This is a genomic window from Salmonella enterica subsp. enterica serovar Typhimurium str. LT2, assembly GCF_000006945.2.
Lineage (GTDB): Bacteria > Pseudomonadota > Gammaproteobacteria > Enterobacterales > Enterobacteriaceae > Salmonella > Salmonella enterica.
The window spans coordinates 1587556-1602585 of record NC_003197.2 but is presented as its reverse complement, the minus strand read 5'-3'; the positions used below and the strand labels follow the sequence as shown (position 1 = coordinate 1602585).

Genomic DNA, 15030 nt, shown 5'->3' with positions numbered 1-15030 from the left:
CGCCACGCGACGTCAGGGCGATTAGACGCGGTTCTTCCAGACGGTCTGCACATTACAAAATTCGTGTAAACCAAAGTGCGAAAGCTCGCGACCGAAGCCGCTTTTCTTCACCCCGCCGAATGCCACACGCGCATCGCTGGCGCTGTAACCATTAATGAATACCCCACCGCACTCAAGACGCGCCGCCATCTCCGCGGCCAGCGTATCGTCGGCGGTAAAGATCGTCGCCGACAGGCCAAACTCACTGTCATTCGCCAGCGCGAGGGCGTGCGCCGCATCTTTTGCGACGGTAATGGCGGCAACAGGCCCAAAAAGTTCCTGACGAAATGCCGTCATGTCAGGTGTAACATCCGCCAGAACGGTCGCGGCATAATAGTTGCCCTCCCCGGCGATTTTCTCCCCGCCCAACAGTAGCCGTGCGCCTTCGGCGACGGAAGCCTGCACCTGTTGATGGAGTTCATCACGCAAATCAAAGCGCGCCATCGGCCCCAGGTCATTCTCTTCAACCAGAGGATCACCCATCTTTAATGCTGCGGCAGCCGCCACAAAACGATCGGTAAACGCCTGCGCAATGCCCTCTTCGACAATAAAACGTTTGGCGGCGGCGCAGACTTGTCCGGTGTTTTGATAGCGTCCGGCAACCGCAGCTTTTACCGCCAACTCGAGATCGGCATCATTGAGTACAATAAACGGATCCGAGCCACCCAGTTCCAGTACGCACTTTTTCAGCGCCGCCCCAGCCTGAGCGCCAATCGCCGCGCCGGCGCGCACGCTACCGGTCACCGTCACCGCCGCGATTCGCGGATCGTTAATCATCTGACTCACGCCCTCATTATTAGCGTTCACCCATCCATAGACGCCAGCGGGAGTACCGGCTTCCGCCAAGATTCGGGCTATCATCTGCGCGCAACCCGTGACATTGGGCGCATGTTTTAACAAGTAGCTATTCCCCGCCAGCAGTATCGGCACTGCCCCGCGTAACACCTGCCATAAAGGAAAATTCCACGGCATTATCGCCAGAATGACGCCCAGCGGACGGTATTCAATCACCGCCTGCTGATTTTCTACCAACGTAGGCTCAGGATTCAGCATTGCCGGGCCATGTTCCGCATACCAGTCGCATAACGCGGCGGATTTCGTCACTTCCGCACGCGCCTGCTTTATGGGTTTACCCATTTCACGCGTAATACATTGCGCCATCTCTTCTGCATGAGCGCGAAGCGCCTGACCAATATCGCGTAATGTTTGCGCCCGTTGCGCTACCGATGTCATTTTCCACTTTTTGAAACCGCTCGCCGCCAGACTCAGCGCATGTTCAATCTCTTGCGCGTTAGCCCAGGGCATTGCCGCCAGCGTCTGGCCGGTCGCAGGATTCACGGATAACGCCTGTGTTGCAGTCATCATGGTCATGTTCTTTCTCTCGTTATCAGGGGAGTTGTACCATCATGACGCCCTTTACCCTTTCTGAAAAATGAATAATATTAACCAGACTATTCACGAATTGAGAAAACCATGGACCTGACGCAACTGGAAATGTTTAACGCTGTCGCTCTGACGGGCAGCATTACGCAGGCGGCGGCAAAAGTGCACCGCGTTCCGTCCAACCTGACCACGCGTATCCGTCAGCTTGAAGCCGACCTGGGCGTCTCTCTGTTTATTCGCGAAAACCAGCGACTCAGGCTGTCACCAGCCGGGCATAACTTTTTACGTTACAGCCAGCAGATCCTGGCGCTGGTCGATGAAGCCCGCATGGTGGTTGCCGGAGAGGAACCGCAAGGACTGTTTTCACTCGGCGCGTTAGAAAGTACTGCCGCCGTACGTATCCCCGCGCTGCTGGCGGGTTATAACCAGCGTTACCCTAAAATTCAGTTCGCGTTAACGACCGGTCCTTCCGGCGCCATGCTGGATGGCGTGCTCGAGGGAAAGCTGAACGCCGCCTTTATTGATGGCCCGCTAATGCATCCGGGGCTGGAAGGTATACCGGCTTACCAGGAAGAGATGATGATCGTCGCGCCACACGGCCATTCCGTCGTTTCGCGGGCCAGCGAGGTGAATGGTTATAACATCTATGCTTTTCGCGCCAACTGTTCTTACCGACGGCATTTCGAAAGCTGGTTTCATGCCGATGGCGCGACCCCCGGTACGATTCACGAAATGGAGTCATATCATGGAATGTTGGCGTGCGTAATTGCCGGCGCAGGTATTGCGCTGATGCCAGCAAGTATGCTCAACAGTATGCCAGGACATCATCAGGTGGAAGCCTGGCCGTTGGCGGAGAAGTGGCGCTGGCTTAACACATGGCTAATGTGGCGGCGCGGGGCGATGACGCGTCAGCTTGAGGCCTTTATCGAGTTACTTAACGCCCAACTGGCGAGCACCGACTGAAGACGAAACGGCCTGCGAAGTAAATGAGAAGCAGGTCACAAAATGATTGTCTTTTCGCCAGTAAACGTTTTAAGATCGCGGTCTCACCTTCTCGCAACTAACCCGAAATATTTTTATGACAATCAATCCAGTTTCCCGCAAGGTCGCGTGGCTACGGGTAGTTACGCTTGCTATTGCCGCTTTTATTTTCAATACCACAGAATTTGTGCCAGTTGGTTTGCTATCAGACATTGCTGAAAGCTTTCATATGCAAACCGCGCAGGTCGGCATCATGCTAACCATTTACGCCTGGGTAGTTGCCGTCATGTCGCTGCCTTTTATGCTTCTTACCAGTCAAATGGAGCGCCGTAAGCTACTCATTTATCTGTTTGTTTTGTTTATTGCCAGCCATGTGCTCTCCTTTCTGGCATGGAACTTTACCGTGCTGGTCATTAGCCGTATTGGTATCGCTTTCGCCCACGCTATTTTCTGGTCGATAACCGCCTCGCTGGCGATCCGCCTGGCCCCTGCCGGGAAACGCGCGCAGGCATTAAGTCTGATAGCGACCGGCACCGCGTTGGCCATGGTGCTTGGGCTGCCCATAGGTCGCGTTGTTGGTCAGTATTTTGGCTGGCGCACCACCTTTTTTGCCATCGGCATGGGCGCATTAATTACGCTGCTATGTCTGATTAAGCTTCTACCGAAATTGCCGAGCGAGCATTCCGGCTCACTAAAAAGTTTACCTTTGCTATTCCGACGCCCGGCGCTGATGAGCCTCTATGTACTGACCGTCGTTGTGGTGACTGCGCATTACACAGCTTATAGCTATATTGAACCGTTCGTTCAGAATGTCGCCGGGCTCAGTGCGAATTTTGCTACCGTCCTGTTACTGATCCTCGGCGGCGCCGGGATCATCGGCAGCCTCGTGTTTGGTAAACTGGGTAATCGCCATGCCTCGTCGCTCGTCAGTATCGCTATTGCCCTGCTGGTTGTCTGTCTGCTGCTGCTGCTGCCCGCGGCGGAGAGCGAAGCGCATCTGGCCATACTGAGCATTTTCTGGGGCATCGCGATTATGGTGATAGGGCTCGGTATGCAGGTGAAAGTACTGGCGCTGGCCCCGGACGCGACCGATGTCGCAATGGCGCTATTTTCAGGCATCTTTAATATTGGTATTGGCGCTGGCGCGCTGGTAGGTAATCAGGTGAGTTTGCACTGGTCAATGTCGGCCATCGGCTATATTGGCGCCATACCCGCCTGTGCCGCGCTGGTATGGGCTGTGCTCATATTCCGCAAATGGCCAGTGACGCTGGAAGAACAACCGCATTAAGACATTCGTCTGCCGGGAACAGGTTTCCGGCAGACGAAAATGCGCCTTAGTGGTACGTTTTAATAATTTCCAACACGCCGTTGATAATAAATTGCACGCCCATACACACCAGCAGGAATCCCATTAAGCGGGAGATCGCTTCAATCCCCCCTTTACCCACCAGCCGCATAATAGCGCCAGAACTGCGTAAGCATCCCCACAGGATCACCGCCACGGCAAGAAAAATAATCGGCGGCGCGACCATAATGACCCAGTCGGGAAACTCGCCGCCATGACGCACCGTGGAAGCGGAACTGATGATCATTGCGATGGTCCCCGGTCCTGCGGTGCTTGGCATAGCCAGTGGAACAAACGCAATATTGGCCGTCGGTTCGTCTGCCAGCTCCTCCGATTTGCTTTTCGCTTCCGGCGACTCATGCGCCTTCTGCTGCGGGAAAAGCATTCTGAAGCCGATAAACGCCACGATTAACCCCCCGGCGATCCGTAGCCCTGGAATCGAAATACCGAAGGTGTTCATGACTAACTGCCCGGCGTAGTACGCCACCATCATAATAGCGAAGACATAAACCGAAGCCATATAGGACTGCCGGTTGCGTTCCGCACTATTCATATTGCCCGCAAGGCCAAGAAACAGCGCCACGGTGGTTAGCGGATTGGCTAACGGGAGCAGTACGACCAGCCCCAATCCAATCGCTTTAAACAAATCCATCATAATACTATCTCTTACCCATCAGCGTTTCATGAACCGGAAGTATAAAGTGAAATTGCCCAGGCGCGCCATTTCGCCAGTGTGCAAGTTAATATCCTCTACAACCTATAACCTGTAATTATCAATTAGTTACAAGTTATCACAGCACAATACCCCGGACGCCTTTTAGCAAATCGTGGCATCGGCCAATTCATTTAGTTGACTTATACTTGCCTGGGCAATAGTATCTGACGAAATTAATTACTTGCCGGGGCAACCATTTTGAAAAGCACCAGTGATCTGTTCAATGAAATCATTCCGCTGGGTCGCTTGATCTACATGGTAAATCAGAAAAAAGATCGCCTGTTAAATAACTATTTATCCCCGCTGGATATCACCGCAACACAGTTTAAAGTGCTTTGCTCGATACGCTGCGCGGGATGTATTACCCCGGTTGAACTTAAAAAAGTGCTGTCTGTCGATCTCGGCGCATTGACGCGGATGCTCGACCGCCTGCTGTGCAAAGGCTGGATCGAAAGACTGCCGAATCCTAATGACAAACGCGGCGTACTGGTGAAGCTAACGCCGGACGGCGCGGCAATTTGTGAGCAATGTCATCAACGACCAGGGCAAGACCTGCATCAGGAATTAACAAAAAACTTAACGGCGGACGAAGTGGCAACGCTTGAGTATTTGCTCAAGAAAATTCTGCCGTAGACAAAAAAGAGGTATGACGATGTCCAGACGCAACACTGACGCTATTACTATTCATAGCATTTTGGACTGGATCGAGGATAACCTGGAGTCGCCGCTCTCACTGGAAAAAGTGTCTGAGCGTTCAGGATATTCCAAATGGCACCTGCAACGGATGTTTAAAAAAGAGACCGGTCATTCATTAGGCCAATACATCCGCAGCCGTAAAATGACGGAAATCGCGCAAAAATTAAAAGAGAGCAACGAGCCCATTCTCTATCTGGCGGAACGCTATGGCTTTGAGTCACAGCAAACATTGACCCGGACGTTCAAAAACTATTTTGATGTGCCGCCACACAAATACCGGATCACCAATATGCATGGCGAATCACGGTATATGCTGCCGCTGAACCATGGCAACTACTAGTTTGTTTATGCGCCACGCGAAGAGCACCATGAAAATGCTGTTTCCCGCCCTGCCGGGTCTGTTACTTATCGCCTCCGGATATGGCATTGCAGAACAAACTTTGTTACCTGTGGCGCAAAATAGCCGCGATGTGATGCTGCTGCCCTGTGTAGGCGATCCGCCAAATGACCTTCACCCCGTGAGCGTGAACAGCGATAAGTCAGATGAATTAGGCGTGCCCTATTATAACGACCAACACCTTTAACCTCTTTGCCCCGTTTTGCGGGGCATTTTTTTAGTACCGTCTGGCTATGACAAGTCCGCCGCTATTACCCCGCGGCATGGTCTGAAATTAGCGTTTGTCTTCTTAGTAACATAATGCCTCATCCGCTGACACGCGCAGTACGGCGCACACGAAATCCAAACACATTGATATAGAGTCCAGCCATAATCAGTACTGCGCCCGCAAGCTGCATCCCGGTCAACGTTTCCCCGAGTAACACCGCGGCGCTCGCCAGCCCGACTACCGGCACCAGCAATGATAACGGCGCCACGCGCCAGGTCTCATAGCGCCCCAGTAACGCGCCCCAGATGCCGTAGCCAAGTATAGTGGCGACAAAAGCCAGATAAAGCAGCGACAATATCGTCGTCATATCGATGGTAATAAGGCTTTGCGTAATGTGATCCGCCCCCTCCAGTAGCAGCGATGACAGCAGGAACGGCAGGATCGGGATCAGCGCGCTCCAGACCACCAGCGACATCACCGCCGGGCGCGGACTATGTTGCATAATTTTTTTATTAAAGATATTGCCGCAGGCCCAGCTAAATGCCGCCGCCAGAGTCAGCATAAATCCCGACATCGCTATATGCTGTCCGTTGAGACTGGCTTCAATCAATACCAGTACACCTATAATCGCCAGGGCGATCCCCGCCAACTGCTTACGTTGTAACCGCTCGCTAAAAACAAACGCCCCCAATGCCATGGTAAAAAAGGCCTGCGCCTGTAATACCAACGACGCCAGTCCTGCGGGCATACCAAACTTTATCGCGCAAAAGAGAAAGGCGAACTGCCCAAAGCTTATCGTCAGCCCATAGCCCAGCAACAGCGTAAGCGGGACTTTAGGCCGGGCGACAAAGAAAATTGCCGGAAACGCCACCAGTAAAAATCGTAATCCTGCCAGCAATAATGGCGGCATATGGTGCAGGCCTACTTTGATGACAACAAAATTGAGCCCCCATACGACAACCACCAGTAACGCCAAAAAACCGTCTTTACGCGACATCATCGGCCCCTGTCATTATTAAAATTTTGTAAAAAGGTAAGTTATCGGAAATCAGTGCGCCATAACAGGACTTTTCTTTTTACCGTGAGCATGGCATTGAACAACACACGATGGGCAAAATCCTGCGTTATGGTATGTTAAGACTACGCTATAGCGTATAGACATCATGCTTTTGCGGGCACGGTAGATTAAAACGTCCCGATACGTAACCTCCATTTCAGGCAGGAAAAATGAATCCAGGATTGAGACGTTCGACGTTGGCTCTACTCGCCTCATCGCTGTTATTGACAATTGGACGCGGCGCCACGCTCCCCTTTATGACCATCTATCTTAACCGTCAGTACGGTTTAGGCGTGGATCTGATTGGCTACGCGCTGACCAGCGCGTTAACGATCGGCGTCATCTTTAGTCTTGGCTTTGGGATTCTGGCGGACAAGTTTGATAAAAAGCGCTACATGTTACTCGCGATTATCGCCTTCGCCTGCGGATTTATCGCCATCCCAATGGTGCATAATGTCGTACTGGTTGTCCTGCTTTTTGCGCTTATTAACTGCGCCTATTCGGTTTTTTCTACCGTCCTGAAGGCCTGGTTCGCCGATAATCTCACCGCGACAACAAAAACACGGATTTTTTCGCTCAACTATACCGTACTCAATATCGGCTGGACGGTTGGCCCGCCGCTCGGCACGCTGCTGGTGATGCAAAGCATCAATTTACCCTTCTGGCTTGCCGCCATCTGCTCCGCATTCCCGCTGGTCTTTATTCAGGTATGGGTGACACGATCGGTTGCCGCCAGCGAGGGGAAAAATGCCGCTATCTGGTCTCCCTCCGTTCTGCTGCGCGACAAAGCATTATTGTGGTTTACGCTTTCGGCATTTCTGGCCTCCTTTGTGGGGGGCGCCTTTGCGTCCTGTATTTCACAGTACGTTATGGTCGTTGCCGATAGCGGCTTCGCGGAAAAAGTGGTAGCCGTCGTCCTGCCGGTTAATGCGGTTATTGTGGTCAGTTTGCAATACGCCGTGGGCCGTCGACTTACCGCCGTCAATATTCGACCAATGATGACGACCGGCACCGTCTTTTTTATCGCCGGGCTCATCGGATTTATTTTTTCAGGCGACAATCTGTTTTTTTGGGGGCTTTCAGCGGCAGTATTCACGATTGGCGAAATTATTTATGCCCCCGGCGAATATATGTTAATTGACAACATTGCGCCTGCCGGGATGAAAGCCAGCTATTTTTCAGCGCAATCGCTGGGCTGGCTGGGTGCGGCGGTAAACCCGCTGGCCAGCGGCGTCATCCTGACGACGCTTCCAGCCTGGTCGCTTTTCGTTGTCCTGATAATCGCCATTGTGTTCGCCTGGGCACTGATGTTAAAAGGAATGCGGATTACCCCTACGCAACAGGCTATTACCTGTTAATTATCTGCAGCCAGTGATGTGCGCAGTTTCTGGCGCACCGGGTTAACCCTATATATTGCAGGCTAATTATCTGCTGTCACTGCGGTAATTCAGGAATATTCCTGGGCGCTGACGAAAATATTCTAATGCTTTACCCTTCCAGTAAAATAAATACGCAATTCAGACTTTGCTTAAGTATAAATTAGTACTATAGTCTGTACGAGGTTTTTTAAAAAAGAGGATGCACACTAAAATAAGGAGAAACGAGATGTTAGGCAGTATTAACCTTTTTATCGTTGTATTAGGAATTATTTTATTTTCCGGATTTCTGGCCGCCTGGTTCAGTCACAAATGGGATGATTAATGAACGGAGATAATCCCTCGCAGAGCCGGCCCCTTGCTGCATCGTTGCGCAAGGGGCCGCTTTTGTCTGGATGGCAGGCAAAAAAAAAACCGCCGGTTCACCAGCGGTAAATGCTTGCATGGATAGATTTGTGTTTTGCTTATACGCTACCGGGCAAATTCTTGCGAGGATAACGGATCGCTAACGACTGTAGCACCGTCAATATCAATGAAGCTTAAACGATACGCAACCAGACCTGAATAAGACATTATGGGACCTTTTGTCCCCCAGGCGCTTTTACAAGACCCATGGTATCAGGCCAGCCGCGTGCCCCGTATGGCTGACCTGGAGATTGCCGGTTAGCGCGCGTTATTTTTGCAGTCGGTTCACGCGAACAAGCGGTTCCTTCGCTTTCTTGTCCAGGCTACCGTTAATGTTGATCATTTGATCCGGCTGAACTTCCCGCCCATCAAATACGGCGGAAGGAATTATCACGTTAATCTCGCCGGATTTATCACGAAATACATAGCGATCGTCGCCTTTATGATCAATAAGGTTGCCGCGCAGCGAAACGGTCGCGCCATCATGCAGGGTTTTTGCCTGTTCGATGGTCATTTTTTCTGCATCATCCGTACCGCGATAACCATCCTCAATAGCATGAGGCGGCGGCGGTGCCACGTCTTTTTTTAATCCCCCTTGATCATCCGCTAGCGCGTAAGGCATTATCAGAAAACTTAAAAATGCAGCCACCTGTAGTTTCATGCTCTCTCCTTAATAACGTCTATTTGACGTATTAAGTCTGGCCGCTATTTTTAGTTTTTACAAACATGAATTTACCCGCAGAATATTAAGCAATAAAATCAACCCATCCGGATTAATATGCAACCGATATCAGCGCCAGTGAGCGCGAAAGCGTAACGGCGTAATAGTTAACTTGCCACATAGCTGAAGTCATATGCATCAACGTCTGGATAGCAATTCAGAATAATCGGCTTTATTTTTTGAGGATAATGGCCTTCCACATAATCAATGACAGTCATCGCCGTAAGAAAGTAAGCAAGTTATGCAACAGCGGGTTTGTTGGTAACTGGATAAAATAATCATTCACTGACAATGTCATAAAATAAATATGCCATACTTGAGAAGAACGAACAGATTTCATTTGTCTCTGTAACGGAAAAATAAACGATGAGATTAGAACAGCACGATATTGTCACCCTTGATGAAGCCGAATCCGTCGATAGCCTGACAAAAAAACTTGGTGATTTACTGGTTAACCAGAAACTCCGTCTGACCACTGCAGAATCCTGCACTGGCGGGAAACTGGCTTCAGCATTGTGCGCAGCAGAAGATACGCCCTCATTTTACGGTGTGGGGTATGTCACCTTTACTGATGAAGCCAAAGCAAAAATCTTACGCGTACAACGCCACAGTCTTGCCGAACATACCGCCGTCAGCGAAGCGGTTGTTACTGAAATGGCACAGGGCGCTAAGGATCAGGCTGAGGTCAATATCAGCATAGCGATCAGCGGCTATGGCGGTCCGGAAGGCGGCGAAGATGGCACGCCGGCGGGCACAGTTTGGTTTGCCTGGAATATTAACAATACAACTTTTACAAGCCGACAACATTTCAACGGAGATTGTCAGGAAGTATTGGAAAAATGCGTACGCTTCGCCCTCGCTGAATTGCTTTTTCTGTTAACGAAGAAAGCATAAACAATAATTTCATCTGACCGGTCAGAATAACTCCCGGTCAGAATAAAAAAATGCGAGCCTATGGCCCGCATCGTATGTGCAATATTTCAGAATATATTTATGAAATATCAGCAGTAAAATTAATTGCCGGATTTCCGTCCACCACTGTGGCTATTTTGGCCACCTTTTTTACCCGCTTCAGATGCACGTTGTGGGTCGTTTTTAAAGTTCCCACCGCTATGCTGGCCGCCTTTACGACCTGCTTCTGAGGCTTTCTCTTTATCTTCTGCAAAATTACCGGAACCGCCGCGATGTTCTGCCATAATATAATCCTCATGATGATGTTGCGTTTTAAATATGATATGTCTTCTCATATCATGTGATACAGTTCTAAATCTAGTCGCCCTGTGCGCAGTGTCAAATTCATTTCTGCATTATTTACATAATACCATCACATGGCGGAAGATATATTTTTTGAAAACATCAACAGCGAAGCGGTAATAAATCTTTGGCAATCAAGCCACCACGGAAAAATAAGTAGAAAAATCCGAATGCACGCCCTCTTTATATTCAGACAACTTAACCCCATAAATTTAACTGGCTGTCATCAGAAGTTCAGGATTCATTTTCAGGCGGTTGTTCGACAGTGCCGAACAACCGTATCAGCTTAGCGATCGAGCCCACGATATTGCAACATGGGGTCAATATGCGGTTCATGTCCACGCCAGGCTGAATAAAGCGTTTCTAAATCAGTACTATTCCCCCGGGCAAGGATAGCATCACGAAAACGCTGCCCGTTTTCACGCGTCAGGCCGCCCTGCTCTACAAACCATTGATAACCGTCATCCGCTAACATTTGCGTCCACAGATAGGCGTAGTATCCCGCTGCATAGCCGCCGCCGAAGATATGGGCAAAATAACTGCTGCGATAGCGGGGCGGCACTGCCGGTAAATCAAGATGCTCGGCGGCCAGCGCCTGCTGCTCGAACTCAGCGACAGACTGCTCTGCTACGCTCTCCTCCAGCATATGCCAGCGCATATCCAGCAATGCGGCGCCGAGCAATTCAGTCATATCGTAACCTTTATTAAATAAACTCGCCTTGCGCATTCTTTCCTGTAAATCAGCAGGCATTTTTTCACCGCTGTCGACATGACGCGCGTAGCGTTCGAACACACGTGGATGGCTCGCCCAATGCTCATTAATCTGGGAGGGAAACTCGACAAAGTCGCGGGGCGTATTGGTACCTGAAAGCGTGGCATAACGCTGGACGGCAAACAAACCATGCAACGTATGACCAAACTCATGGAAGAGTGTAATAACGTCGTCCCAAAGCAGTAATGCAGGCTGCCCATCAACAGGTTTCTGATAGTTACATACGTTGTATATAACGGGCCGGGTTTCATTGAGTGTGGATTGCTCGACAAAATTCCCCATCCACGCGCCGCCGCTTTTCGAGTCCCGCGCGAAGAAGTCGCCATAAAATAACGCCATGCCGACACCATCGGAATCGAAAATCTCCCACACCCGAACATCAGGGTGATACACCGGAATGTCAAAACGCTCGACGAAGGTGATGCCGAATAGCTGGTTGGCGGTCCAGAAAACCCCCTCTTGCAACACCGTATTTAAGGCAAAATAGGGCTTCAGTTGCGCTTCATCTAACGCATATTTTTCCCGCCGTACCTGTTCGGCATAGAACATCCAGTCCCAGGCCTGAACGGTGTAGCCGCCCTGCTCACCATCAATGACGTTCTGAATTTCCGCCTGTTCATTGAGTACCCGCTGACGCGCTGGCGGCACAATGCCACGCATAAAGCTCAGTGCGGCTTGCGGCGTTTTCGCCATCTGATCGGCCATTTTCCATGCGGCATAATTGGGGAAACCCAGTAGTTTTGCCTGACAGCGACGAATCTCTACCAGACGCTGAACGATAGCGCGGGTATCGTGGGCATCTCCTTTTTCCGCCCGAGTCCATGACGCTGCGAATAAATTTTCGCGGGTCTGGCGATCGCGCAGCGTAGCAAGCGCAGGCTGTTGCGTCGTATTAAGGAGCGGAATGAACCAGCGCTCCTCCAGGCCTTTTTCACGCGCCGCTTCAGCAGCGACGGTCATTTCTTCCGGGCTTAATCCTGCCAGGCAATGCGCGTCATCTACCGCCAGCCCGCCCGCTTTACTTGCCGCCAGCAGACGCTGATTAAACTGACTCATTAAGGTCGCGGATTCAGTATTCAATACCTTCAGTCGCGCTTTATCCTCTTCGGCAAGCTGCGCGCCTGCCAACACAAAACGCTGATGGATCACATCGACCAACCGTAGCGACTCATCATCCAGCCCCAGTGAGTGACGCTGTTGCCAGACGGCATCCACGCGAGCGAATAACGCGCTATTCAGATAAATATCGTTGGAGAGCGCCGCCAGCTCGGCAGAAAAGGCCTCATCCAACCGCTGGAGTTCATCGTTAGTGTGCGCGGCCGTCATCGCGAAAAAAACGCTGGTGACGCGTGACAGAAGCGCCCCACTTTGCTCCAGCGCCAGAAGCGTATTCGTAAAGTCAGGGGCCGCCGGATGATTGACGATGGCCTCGATTTCCACGCGTTTTTGCCGCACGCCCTCATCAAAAGCAGGACGATAATGGCAATCTTTGATCCGATCAAAACGCGGTGCCTGATAAGGCAACATACTCTGGTCTAACAAAGGATTCGTCGACATTTTTCACTCCTGAAAATAGGTTGATCATAAGAGTAAGCTTCCCCCTATGCTGACCGCAACCGTGTTAACCAGGATTACCCTTTCATAAACGCCGCGTGCTATGGTAATACAACACAAAAAGCGTTGAGGAACTGTGTGATGATCGTTTTAGTAACTGGAGCAACCGCAGGGTTTGGCGAGTGCATTGCACGCCGTTTTGTTGAGAATGGACATAAAGTCATTGCCACGGGACGTCGTCATGAACGCCTGCAAGCGTTAAAAGATGAGCTTGGCGAGAACGTATTGACCGCCCAACTGGACGTGCGCAACCGCGCGGCCATCGAAGAGATGATGGCCTCTCTGCCTGCGCAGTGGCGCGATATTGATGTGCTGGTCAATAACGCCGGTCTGGCGCTGGGTCTTGAACCGGCGCATAAAGCCAGCGTAGAAGACTGGGAAACTATGATCGATACTAATAATAAAGGCTTAATTTATATGACCCGCGCCGTGCTGCCAGGAATGGTCGAACGTAATCGCGGTCATATCATTAACATCGGTTCAACCGCCGGCAGTTGGCCTTATGCTGGTGGCAACGTCTATGGCGCGACGAAAGCCTTTGTGCGCCAGTTTAGCCTGAATTTGCGCACGGATTTACACGGCACGGCGGTTCGCGTGACCGACATTGAACCGGGTCTGGTTGGCGGTACCGAGTTTTCCAGCGTCCGTTTCAAAGGCGACGATGAGAAAGCGGGTAAAACTTACGAAAATACCACCGCGCTCACGCCAGAAGACATTACCGAAGCGGTATGGTGGGTGGCCACGCTCCCCGCGCATGTGAATATTAATACCGTTGAAATGATGCCTGTTACCCAATCCTTCGCAGGGCTCAGCGTCCACCGTAGCTAAGGGGTTATACCCGGTCTGCGGGCCGGGTAATCCCTGGCAAACGTATCTGCAACCAGAAACATGATCGGTATAGACCACCACGGAAAAGTGGTAGAGTATCCGGGTCAACCGCCTAAAAAGTAAGAATGAATGACCGTCGAAACGCAGCTTAACCCTACACAGCCTGTCAACCAGCAAATTTACCGTATTCTTCGGCGTGATATCGTGCATTGTCTTATCCCGCCTGGCACGCCGCTATCAGAAAAAGAGGTCTCAACCCGTTTTAACGTTTCGCGTCAACCGGTGCGCGAGGCTTTTATAAAGCTGGCGGAAAATGGGTTGATTCAGATCCGCCCTCAGCGCGGTAGTTATGTGAATAAGATTTCGCTTTCTCAGGTACAGAATGGCTGCTTTGTTCGGCAGGCGATCGAATGCGCGGTGGTCCGCCGTGCGGCGGCGATGATCACCGACAACCAGTGCTATCAACTGGCGCAAAACCTGCACCTGCAACATATTGCTATCGAGCGCAAACAGATTGATGATTTTTTCCAGCTTGATGACGATTTCCACCAAAAGCTGGCGCAGATCGCCGATTGCCAGTTAGCGTGGGATACCATTGAAAATATCAAAGCGACAATCGACCGGGTTCGCTATATGAGTCTGGATCATGTTTCTCCGCCGGAGATGTTGTTGCGCCAGCACCATGATATTTTCTCCGCGCTGGAAAATCGTGACGGCAATGCGGTTGAGAGCGCAATGACCCAGCATTTGCAGGAAATTAGCGAATCCGTTCAGCTTATCCGTCAGGAAAACAGCGGCTGGTTTAGCGAAGAGTAACCCCCTTTAACGTCGGGGTGAGACGCCTTCTCCGCTTTCTCACCCTGCACATTCCCGCCTAAAAAGCCGTGAGCTTGATCAAAAACAAAAAAAATTCGCAACGATAAGCGTATTTATATGTCGCCCGTCATGCGGGGAAACCTGCGGGCTTTGGCTGTAAGTTTGAAAGGAGAAAACACCATGATGACATACGATCGTAACCGTAACGCAATCACTACCGGTAGCCGGGTCATGATAAGCGGCACGGGTCATACCGGGATTATCAAAGCCATTGAGAGCGAAGGTCTGGATGCAGGTCAAATTCGCCGCGGCAAAACGGTGATTGTCGAAGGTTGTGAAGGTAAATTCGCGCCGGTCGAACTGATTCGTCTTGGCATGAACTGATACCACTGGCCGCTAAGAACCGCTCCGGCCTTCCCGGTA

Annotated in this window: 16 protein-coding genes and 17 other annotated features; of the genes, 10 read left to right on the top strand and 6 right to left on the bottom strand. The window is 51.0% G+C overall.

All coding sequences use genetic code 11. The features are described 5' to 3' along the window. Positions 1-21: 21 nt before the first annotated feature. Positions 22-1420 (bottom strand): putative succinate-semialdehyde dehydrogenase gene (yneI, locus tag STM1524; RefSeq protein ID NP_460484.1). Within the gene, positions 22-1410 belong to an annotated coding region; the region does not span the whole gene. After that, positions 1415-1420 (bottom strand) — a ribosome-binding site (putative RBS for yneI; RegulonDB:STMS1H001735). (Overlaps the previous gene by 6 nt.) A gap of 83 nt (positions 1421-1503) precedes the next feature. Next, positions 1504-1509: a ribosome-binding site (putative RBS for yneJ; RegulonDB:STMS1H001734), on the top strand. Here yneI and yneJ point away from each other — a divergent pair. Together yneJ and ydeA are read left to right on the top strand one after the other, a co-directional pair. Continuing rightward, positions 1504-2385, top strand: a protein-coding gene (gene yneJ, locus STM1523; protein NP_460483.1) for a putative LysR family transcriptional regulator. Within the gene, positions 1513-2385 belong to an annotated coding region; the region does not span the whole gene. Its footprint overlaps the feature before it by 6 nt. A gap of 115 nt (positions 2386-2500) precedes the next feature. After that, a complete protein-coding gene (ydeA, locus tag STM1522) occupies positions 2501-3691 on the top strand; it encodes an MFS family L-arabinose/isopropyl-beta-D-thiogalactopyranoside export protein (RefSeq protein ID NP_460482.1) in 1191 nt (396 codons plus the stop codon). Positions 3692-3737: 46 nt separating this feature from the next. On the opposite strand, the gene marC is transcribed toward ydeA, so the two are convergent. Beyond that, positions 3738-4422 (bottom strand): multiple antibiotic resistance protein gene (gene marC / locus STM1521; protein NP_460481.1). Within the gene, positions 3738-4403 belong to an annotated coding region; the region does not span the whole gene. Beyond that, positions 4417-4422, bottom strand: a ribosome-binding site (putative RBS for marC; RegulonDB:STMS1H001733). (Overlaps the previous gene by 6 nt.) A 41-nt stretch (positions 4423-4463) precedes the next feature. Further along, positions 4464-4472 (top strand) — a -35 signal (putative -35_signal for marR; RegulonDB:STMLTH004494). On the opposite strand from marC, the gene marR reads away from it, so the two are divergent. From marR to marB, 3 genes are all read left to right on the top strand, one after another. Beyond that, positions 4464-5096 (top strand): multiple antibiotic resistance protein gene (marR, locus tag STM1520; RefSeq protein ID NP_460480.1). Within the gene, positions 4662-5096 belong to an annotated coding region; the region does not span the whole gene. It overlaps the preceding feature by 9 nt. Continuing rightward, positions 4480-4488 (top strand) — a -10 signal (putative -10_signal for marR; RegulonDB:STMLTH004494). Its footprint overlaps the gene before it by 9 nt. Next, positions 4648-4653: a ribosome-binding site (putative RBS for marR; RegulonDB:STMS1H001732), on the top strand. Continuing rightward, positions 5046-5051: a ribosome-binding site (putative RBS for marA; RegulonDB:STMS1H001731), on the top strand. Beyond that, the gene (marA, locus tag STM1519; RefSeq protein ID NP_460479.4) for an AraC/XylS family transcriptional activator of defense systems occupies positions 5046-5499 on the top strand. Within the gene, positions 5065-5499 belong to an annotated coding region; the region does not span the whole gene. Before marR ends, marA begins: the two co-directional genes overlap by 51 nt. 16 nt (positions 5500-5515) lie before the next feature. Continuing rightward, positions 5516-5521 (top strand) — a ribosome-binding site (putative RBS for marB; RegulonDB:STMS1H001730). After that, positions 5516-5743 (top strand): multiple antibiotic resistance protein gene (gene marB / locus STM1518; protein NP_460478.1). Within the gene, positions 5528-5743 belong to an annotated coding region; the region does not span the whole gene. Its footprint overlaps the feature before it by 6 nt. 118 nt (positions 5744-5861) lie before the next feature. On the opposite strand, the gene ydeD is transcribed toward marB, so the two are convergent. Further along, positions 5862-6773, bottom strand: a protein-coding gene (ydeD, locus tag STM1517; protein ID NP_460477.1) for a putative permease, integral membrane protein. Within the gene, positions 5862-6764 belong to an annotated coding region; the region does not span the whole gene. Then, positions 6768-6773 (bottom strand) — a ribosome-binding site (putative RBS for ydeD; RegulonDB:STMS1H001729). It overlaps the preceding gene by 6 nt. 210 nt (positions 6774-6983) lie before the next feature. Further along, positions 6984-6989: a ribosome-binding site (putative RBS for ydeE; RegulonDB:STMS1H001728), on the top strand. Between ydeD and ydeE the strand changes: the two genes are divergently transcribed. Further along, positions 6984-8179, top strand: a protein-coding gene (ydeE, locus tag STM1516) for a putative MFS family transport protein (protein ID NP_460476.1). Within the gene, positions 6992-8179 belong to an annotated coding region; the region does not span the whole gene. It overlaps the preceding feature by 6 nt. Positions 8180-8870: 691 nt before the next feature. On the opposite strand, the gene ydeI is transcribed toward ydeE, so the two are convergent. Then, positions 8871-9274, bottom strand: a protein-coding gene (gene ydeI / locus STM1515; RefSeq protein NP_460475.1) for a putative periplasmic protein. Within the gene, positions 8871-9263 belong to an annotated coding region; the region does not span the whole gene. After that, positions 9269-9274, bottom strand: a ribosome-binding site (putative RBS for ydeI; RegulonDB:STMS1H001727). It overlaps the preceding gene by 6 nt. 400 nt (positions 9275-9674) lie before the next feature. Next, positions 9675-9680: a ribosome-binding site (putative RBS for ydeJ; RegulonDB:STMS1H001726), on the top strand. Here ydeI and ydeJ point away from each other — a divergent pair. Continuing rightward, the gene (gene ydeJ / locus STM1514) for a putative competence-damaged protein (RefSeq protein ID NP_460474.1) occupies positions 9675-10217 on the top strand. Within the gene, positions 9690-10217 belong to an annotated coding region; the region does not span the whole gene. (Overlaps the previous feature by 6 nt.) Before the next feature lie 119 nt (positions 10218-10336). Here the strand turns inward: ydeJ and STM1513 are convergent. After that, positions 10337-10526 (bottom strand): putative cytoplasmic protein gene (locus STM1513; protein NP_460473.1). Within the gene, positions 10337-10519 belong to an annotated coding region; the region does not span the whole gene. Continuing rightward, positions 10521-10526: a ribosome-binding site (putative RBS for STM1513; RegulonDB:STMS1H001725), on the bottom strand. Its footprint overlaps the gene before it by 6 nt. Before the next feature lie 337 nt (positions 10527-10863). Next, positions 10864-12918 (bottom strand): dipeptidyl carboxypeptidase II gene (gene dcp / locus STM1512; protein ID NP_460472.1). Within the gene, positions 10864-12906 belong to an annotated coding region; the region does not span the whole gene. Beyond that, positions 12913-12918 (bottom strand) — a ribosome-binding site (putative RBS for dcp; RegulonDB:STMS1H001724). It overlaps the preceding gene by 6 nt. 113 nt (positions 12919-13031) lie before the next feature. Then, positions 13032-13037: a ribosome-binding site (putative RBS for ydfG; RegulonDB:STMS1H001723), on the top strand. Between dcp and ydfG the strand changes: the two genes are divergently transcribed. From ydfG to ydfZ, 3 genes are all read left to right on the top strand, one after another. Further along, the gene (gene ydfG / locus STM1511; protein ID NP_460471.1) for a putative oxidoreductase occupies positions 13032-13791 on the top strand. Within the gene, positions 13045-13791 belong to an annotated coding region; the region does not span the whole gene. Its footprint overlaps the feature before it by 6 nt. Positions 13792-13912: 121 nt before the next feature. Next, positions 13913-13918 (top strand) — a ribosome-binding site (putative RBS for ydfH; RegulonDB:STMS1H001722). After that, positions 13913-14607 (top strand): putative gntR family regulatory protein gene (ydfH, locus tag STM1510; RefSeq protein NP_460470.1). Within the gene, positions 13921-14607 belong to an annotated coding region; the region does not span the whole gene. Its footprint overlaps the feature before it by 6 nt. 166 nt (positions 14608-14773) lie before the next feature. Further along, positions 14774-14779 (top strand) — a ribosome-binding site (putative RBS for ydfZ; RegulonDB:STMS1H001721). Further along, positions 14774-14991 (top strand): putative cytoplasmic protein gene (gene ydfZ, locus STM1509; RefSeq protein NP_460469.1). Within the gene, positions 14788-14991 belong to an annotated coding region; the region does not span the whole gene. Its footprint overlaps the feature before it by 6 nt. The last annotated feature ends 39 nt before the right edge of the window (positions 14992-15030 follow it).

Coding starts and splice junctions, on each gene's coding strand:
- ydfZ (NP_460469.1), top strand. CDS start 14,788: ATGATGACATACGATCGTAACCGTAACGCAATCACTACCGGTAGCCGG.
- STM1513 (NP_460473.1), bottom strand. CDS start 10,519: ATGGCAGAACATCGCGGCGGTTCCGGTAATTTTGCAGAAGATAAAGAG.
- ydeJ (NP_460474.1), top strand. CDS start 9,690: ATGAGATTAGAACAGCACGATATTGTCACCCTTGATGAAGCCGAATCC.
- marB (NP_460478.1), top strand. CDS start 5,528: ATGAAAATGCTGTTTCCCGCCCTGCCGGGTCTGTTACTTATCGCCTCC.
- ydeD (NP_460477.1), bottom strand. CDS start 6,764: ATGATGTCGCGTAAAGACGGTTTTTTGGCGTTACTGGTGGTTGTCGTA.
- yneI (NP_460484.1), bottom strand. CDS start 1,410: ATGACCATGATGACTGCAACACAGGCGTTATCCGTGAATCCTGCGACC.
- ydfH (NP_460470.1), top strand. CDS start 13,921: ATGACCGTCGAAACGCAGCTTAACCCTACACAGCCTGTCAACCAGCAA.
- ydeI (NP_460475.1), bottom strand. CDS start 9,263: ATGAAACTACAGGTGGCTGCATTTTTAAGTTTTCTGATAATGCCTTAC.
- ydeE (NP_460476.1), top strand. CDS start 6,992: ATGAATCCAGGATTGAGACGTTCGACGTTGGCTCTACTCGCCTCATCG.
- ydeA (NP_460482.1), top strand. CDS start 2,501: ATGACAATCAATCCAGTTTCCCGCAAGGTCGCGTGGCTACGGGTAGTT.
- dcp (NP_460472.1), bottom strand. CDS start 12,906: ATGTCGACGAATCCTTTGTTAGACCAGAGTATGTTGCCTTATCAGGCA.
- yneJ (NP_460483.1), top strand. CDS start 1,513: ATGGACCTGACGCAACTGGAAATGTTTAACGCTGTCGCTCTGACGGGC.
- marC (NP_460481.1), bottom strand. CDS start 4,403: ATGATGGATTTGTTTAAAGCGATTGGATTGGGGCTGGTCGTACTGCTC.
- ydfG (NP_460471.1), top strand. CDS start 13,045: ATGATCGTTTTAGTAACTGGAGCAACCGCAGGGTTTGGCGAGTGCATT.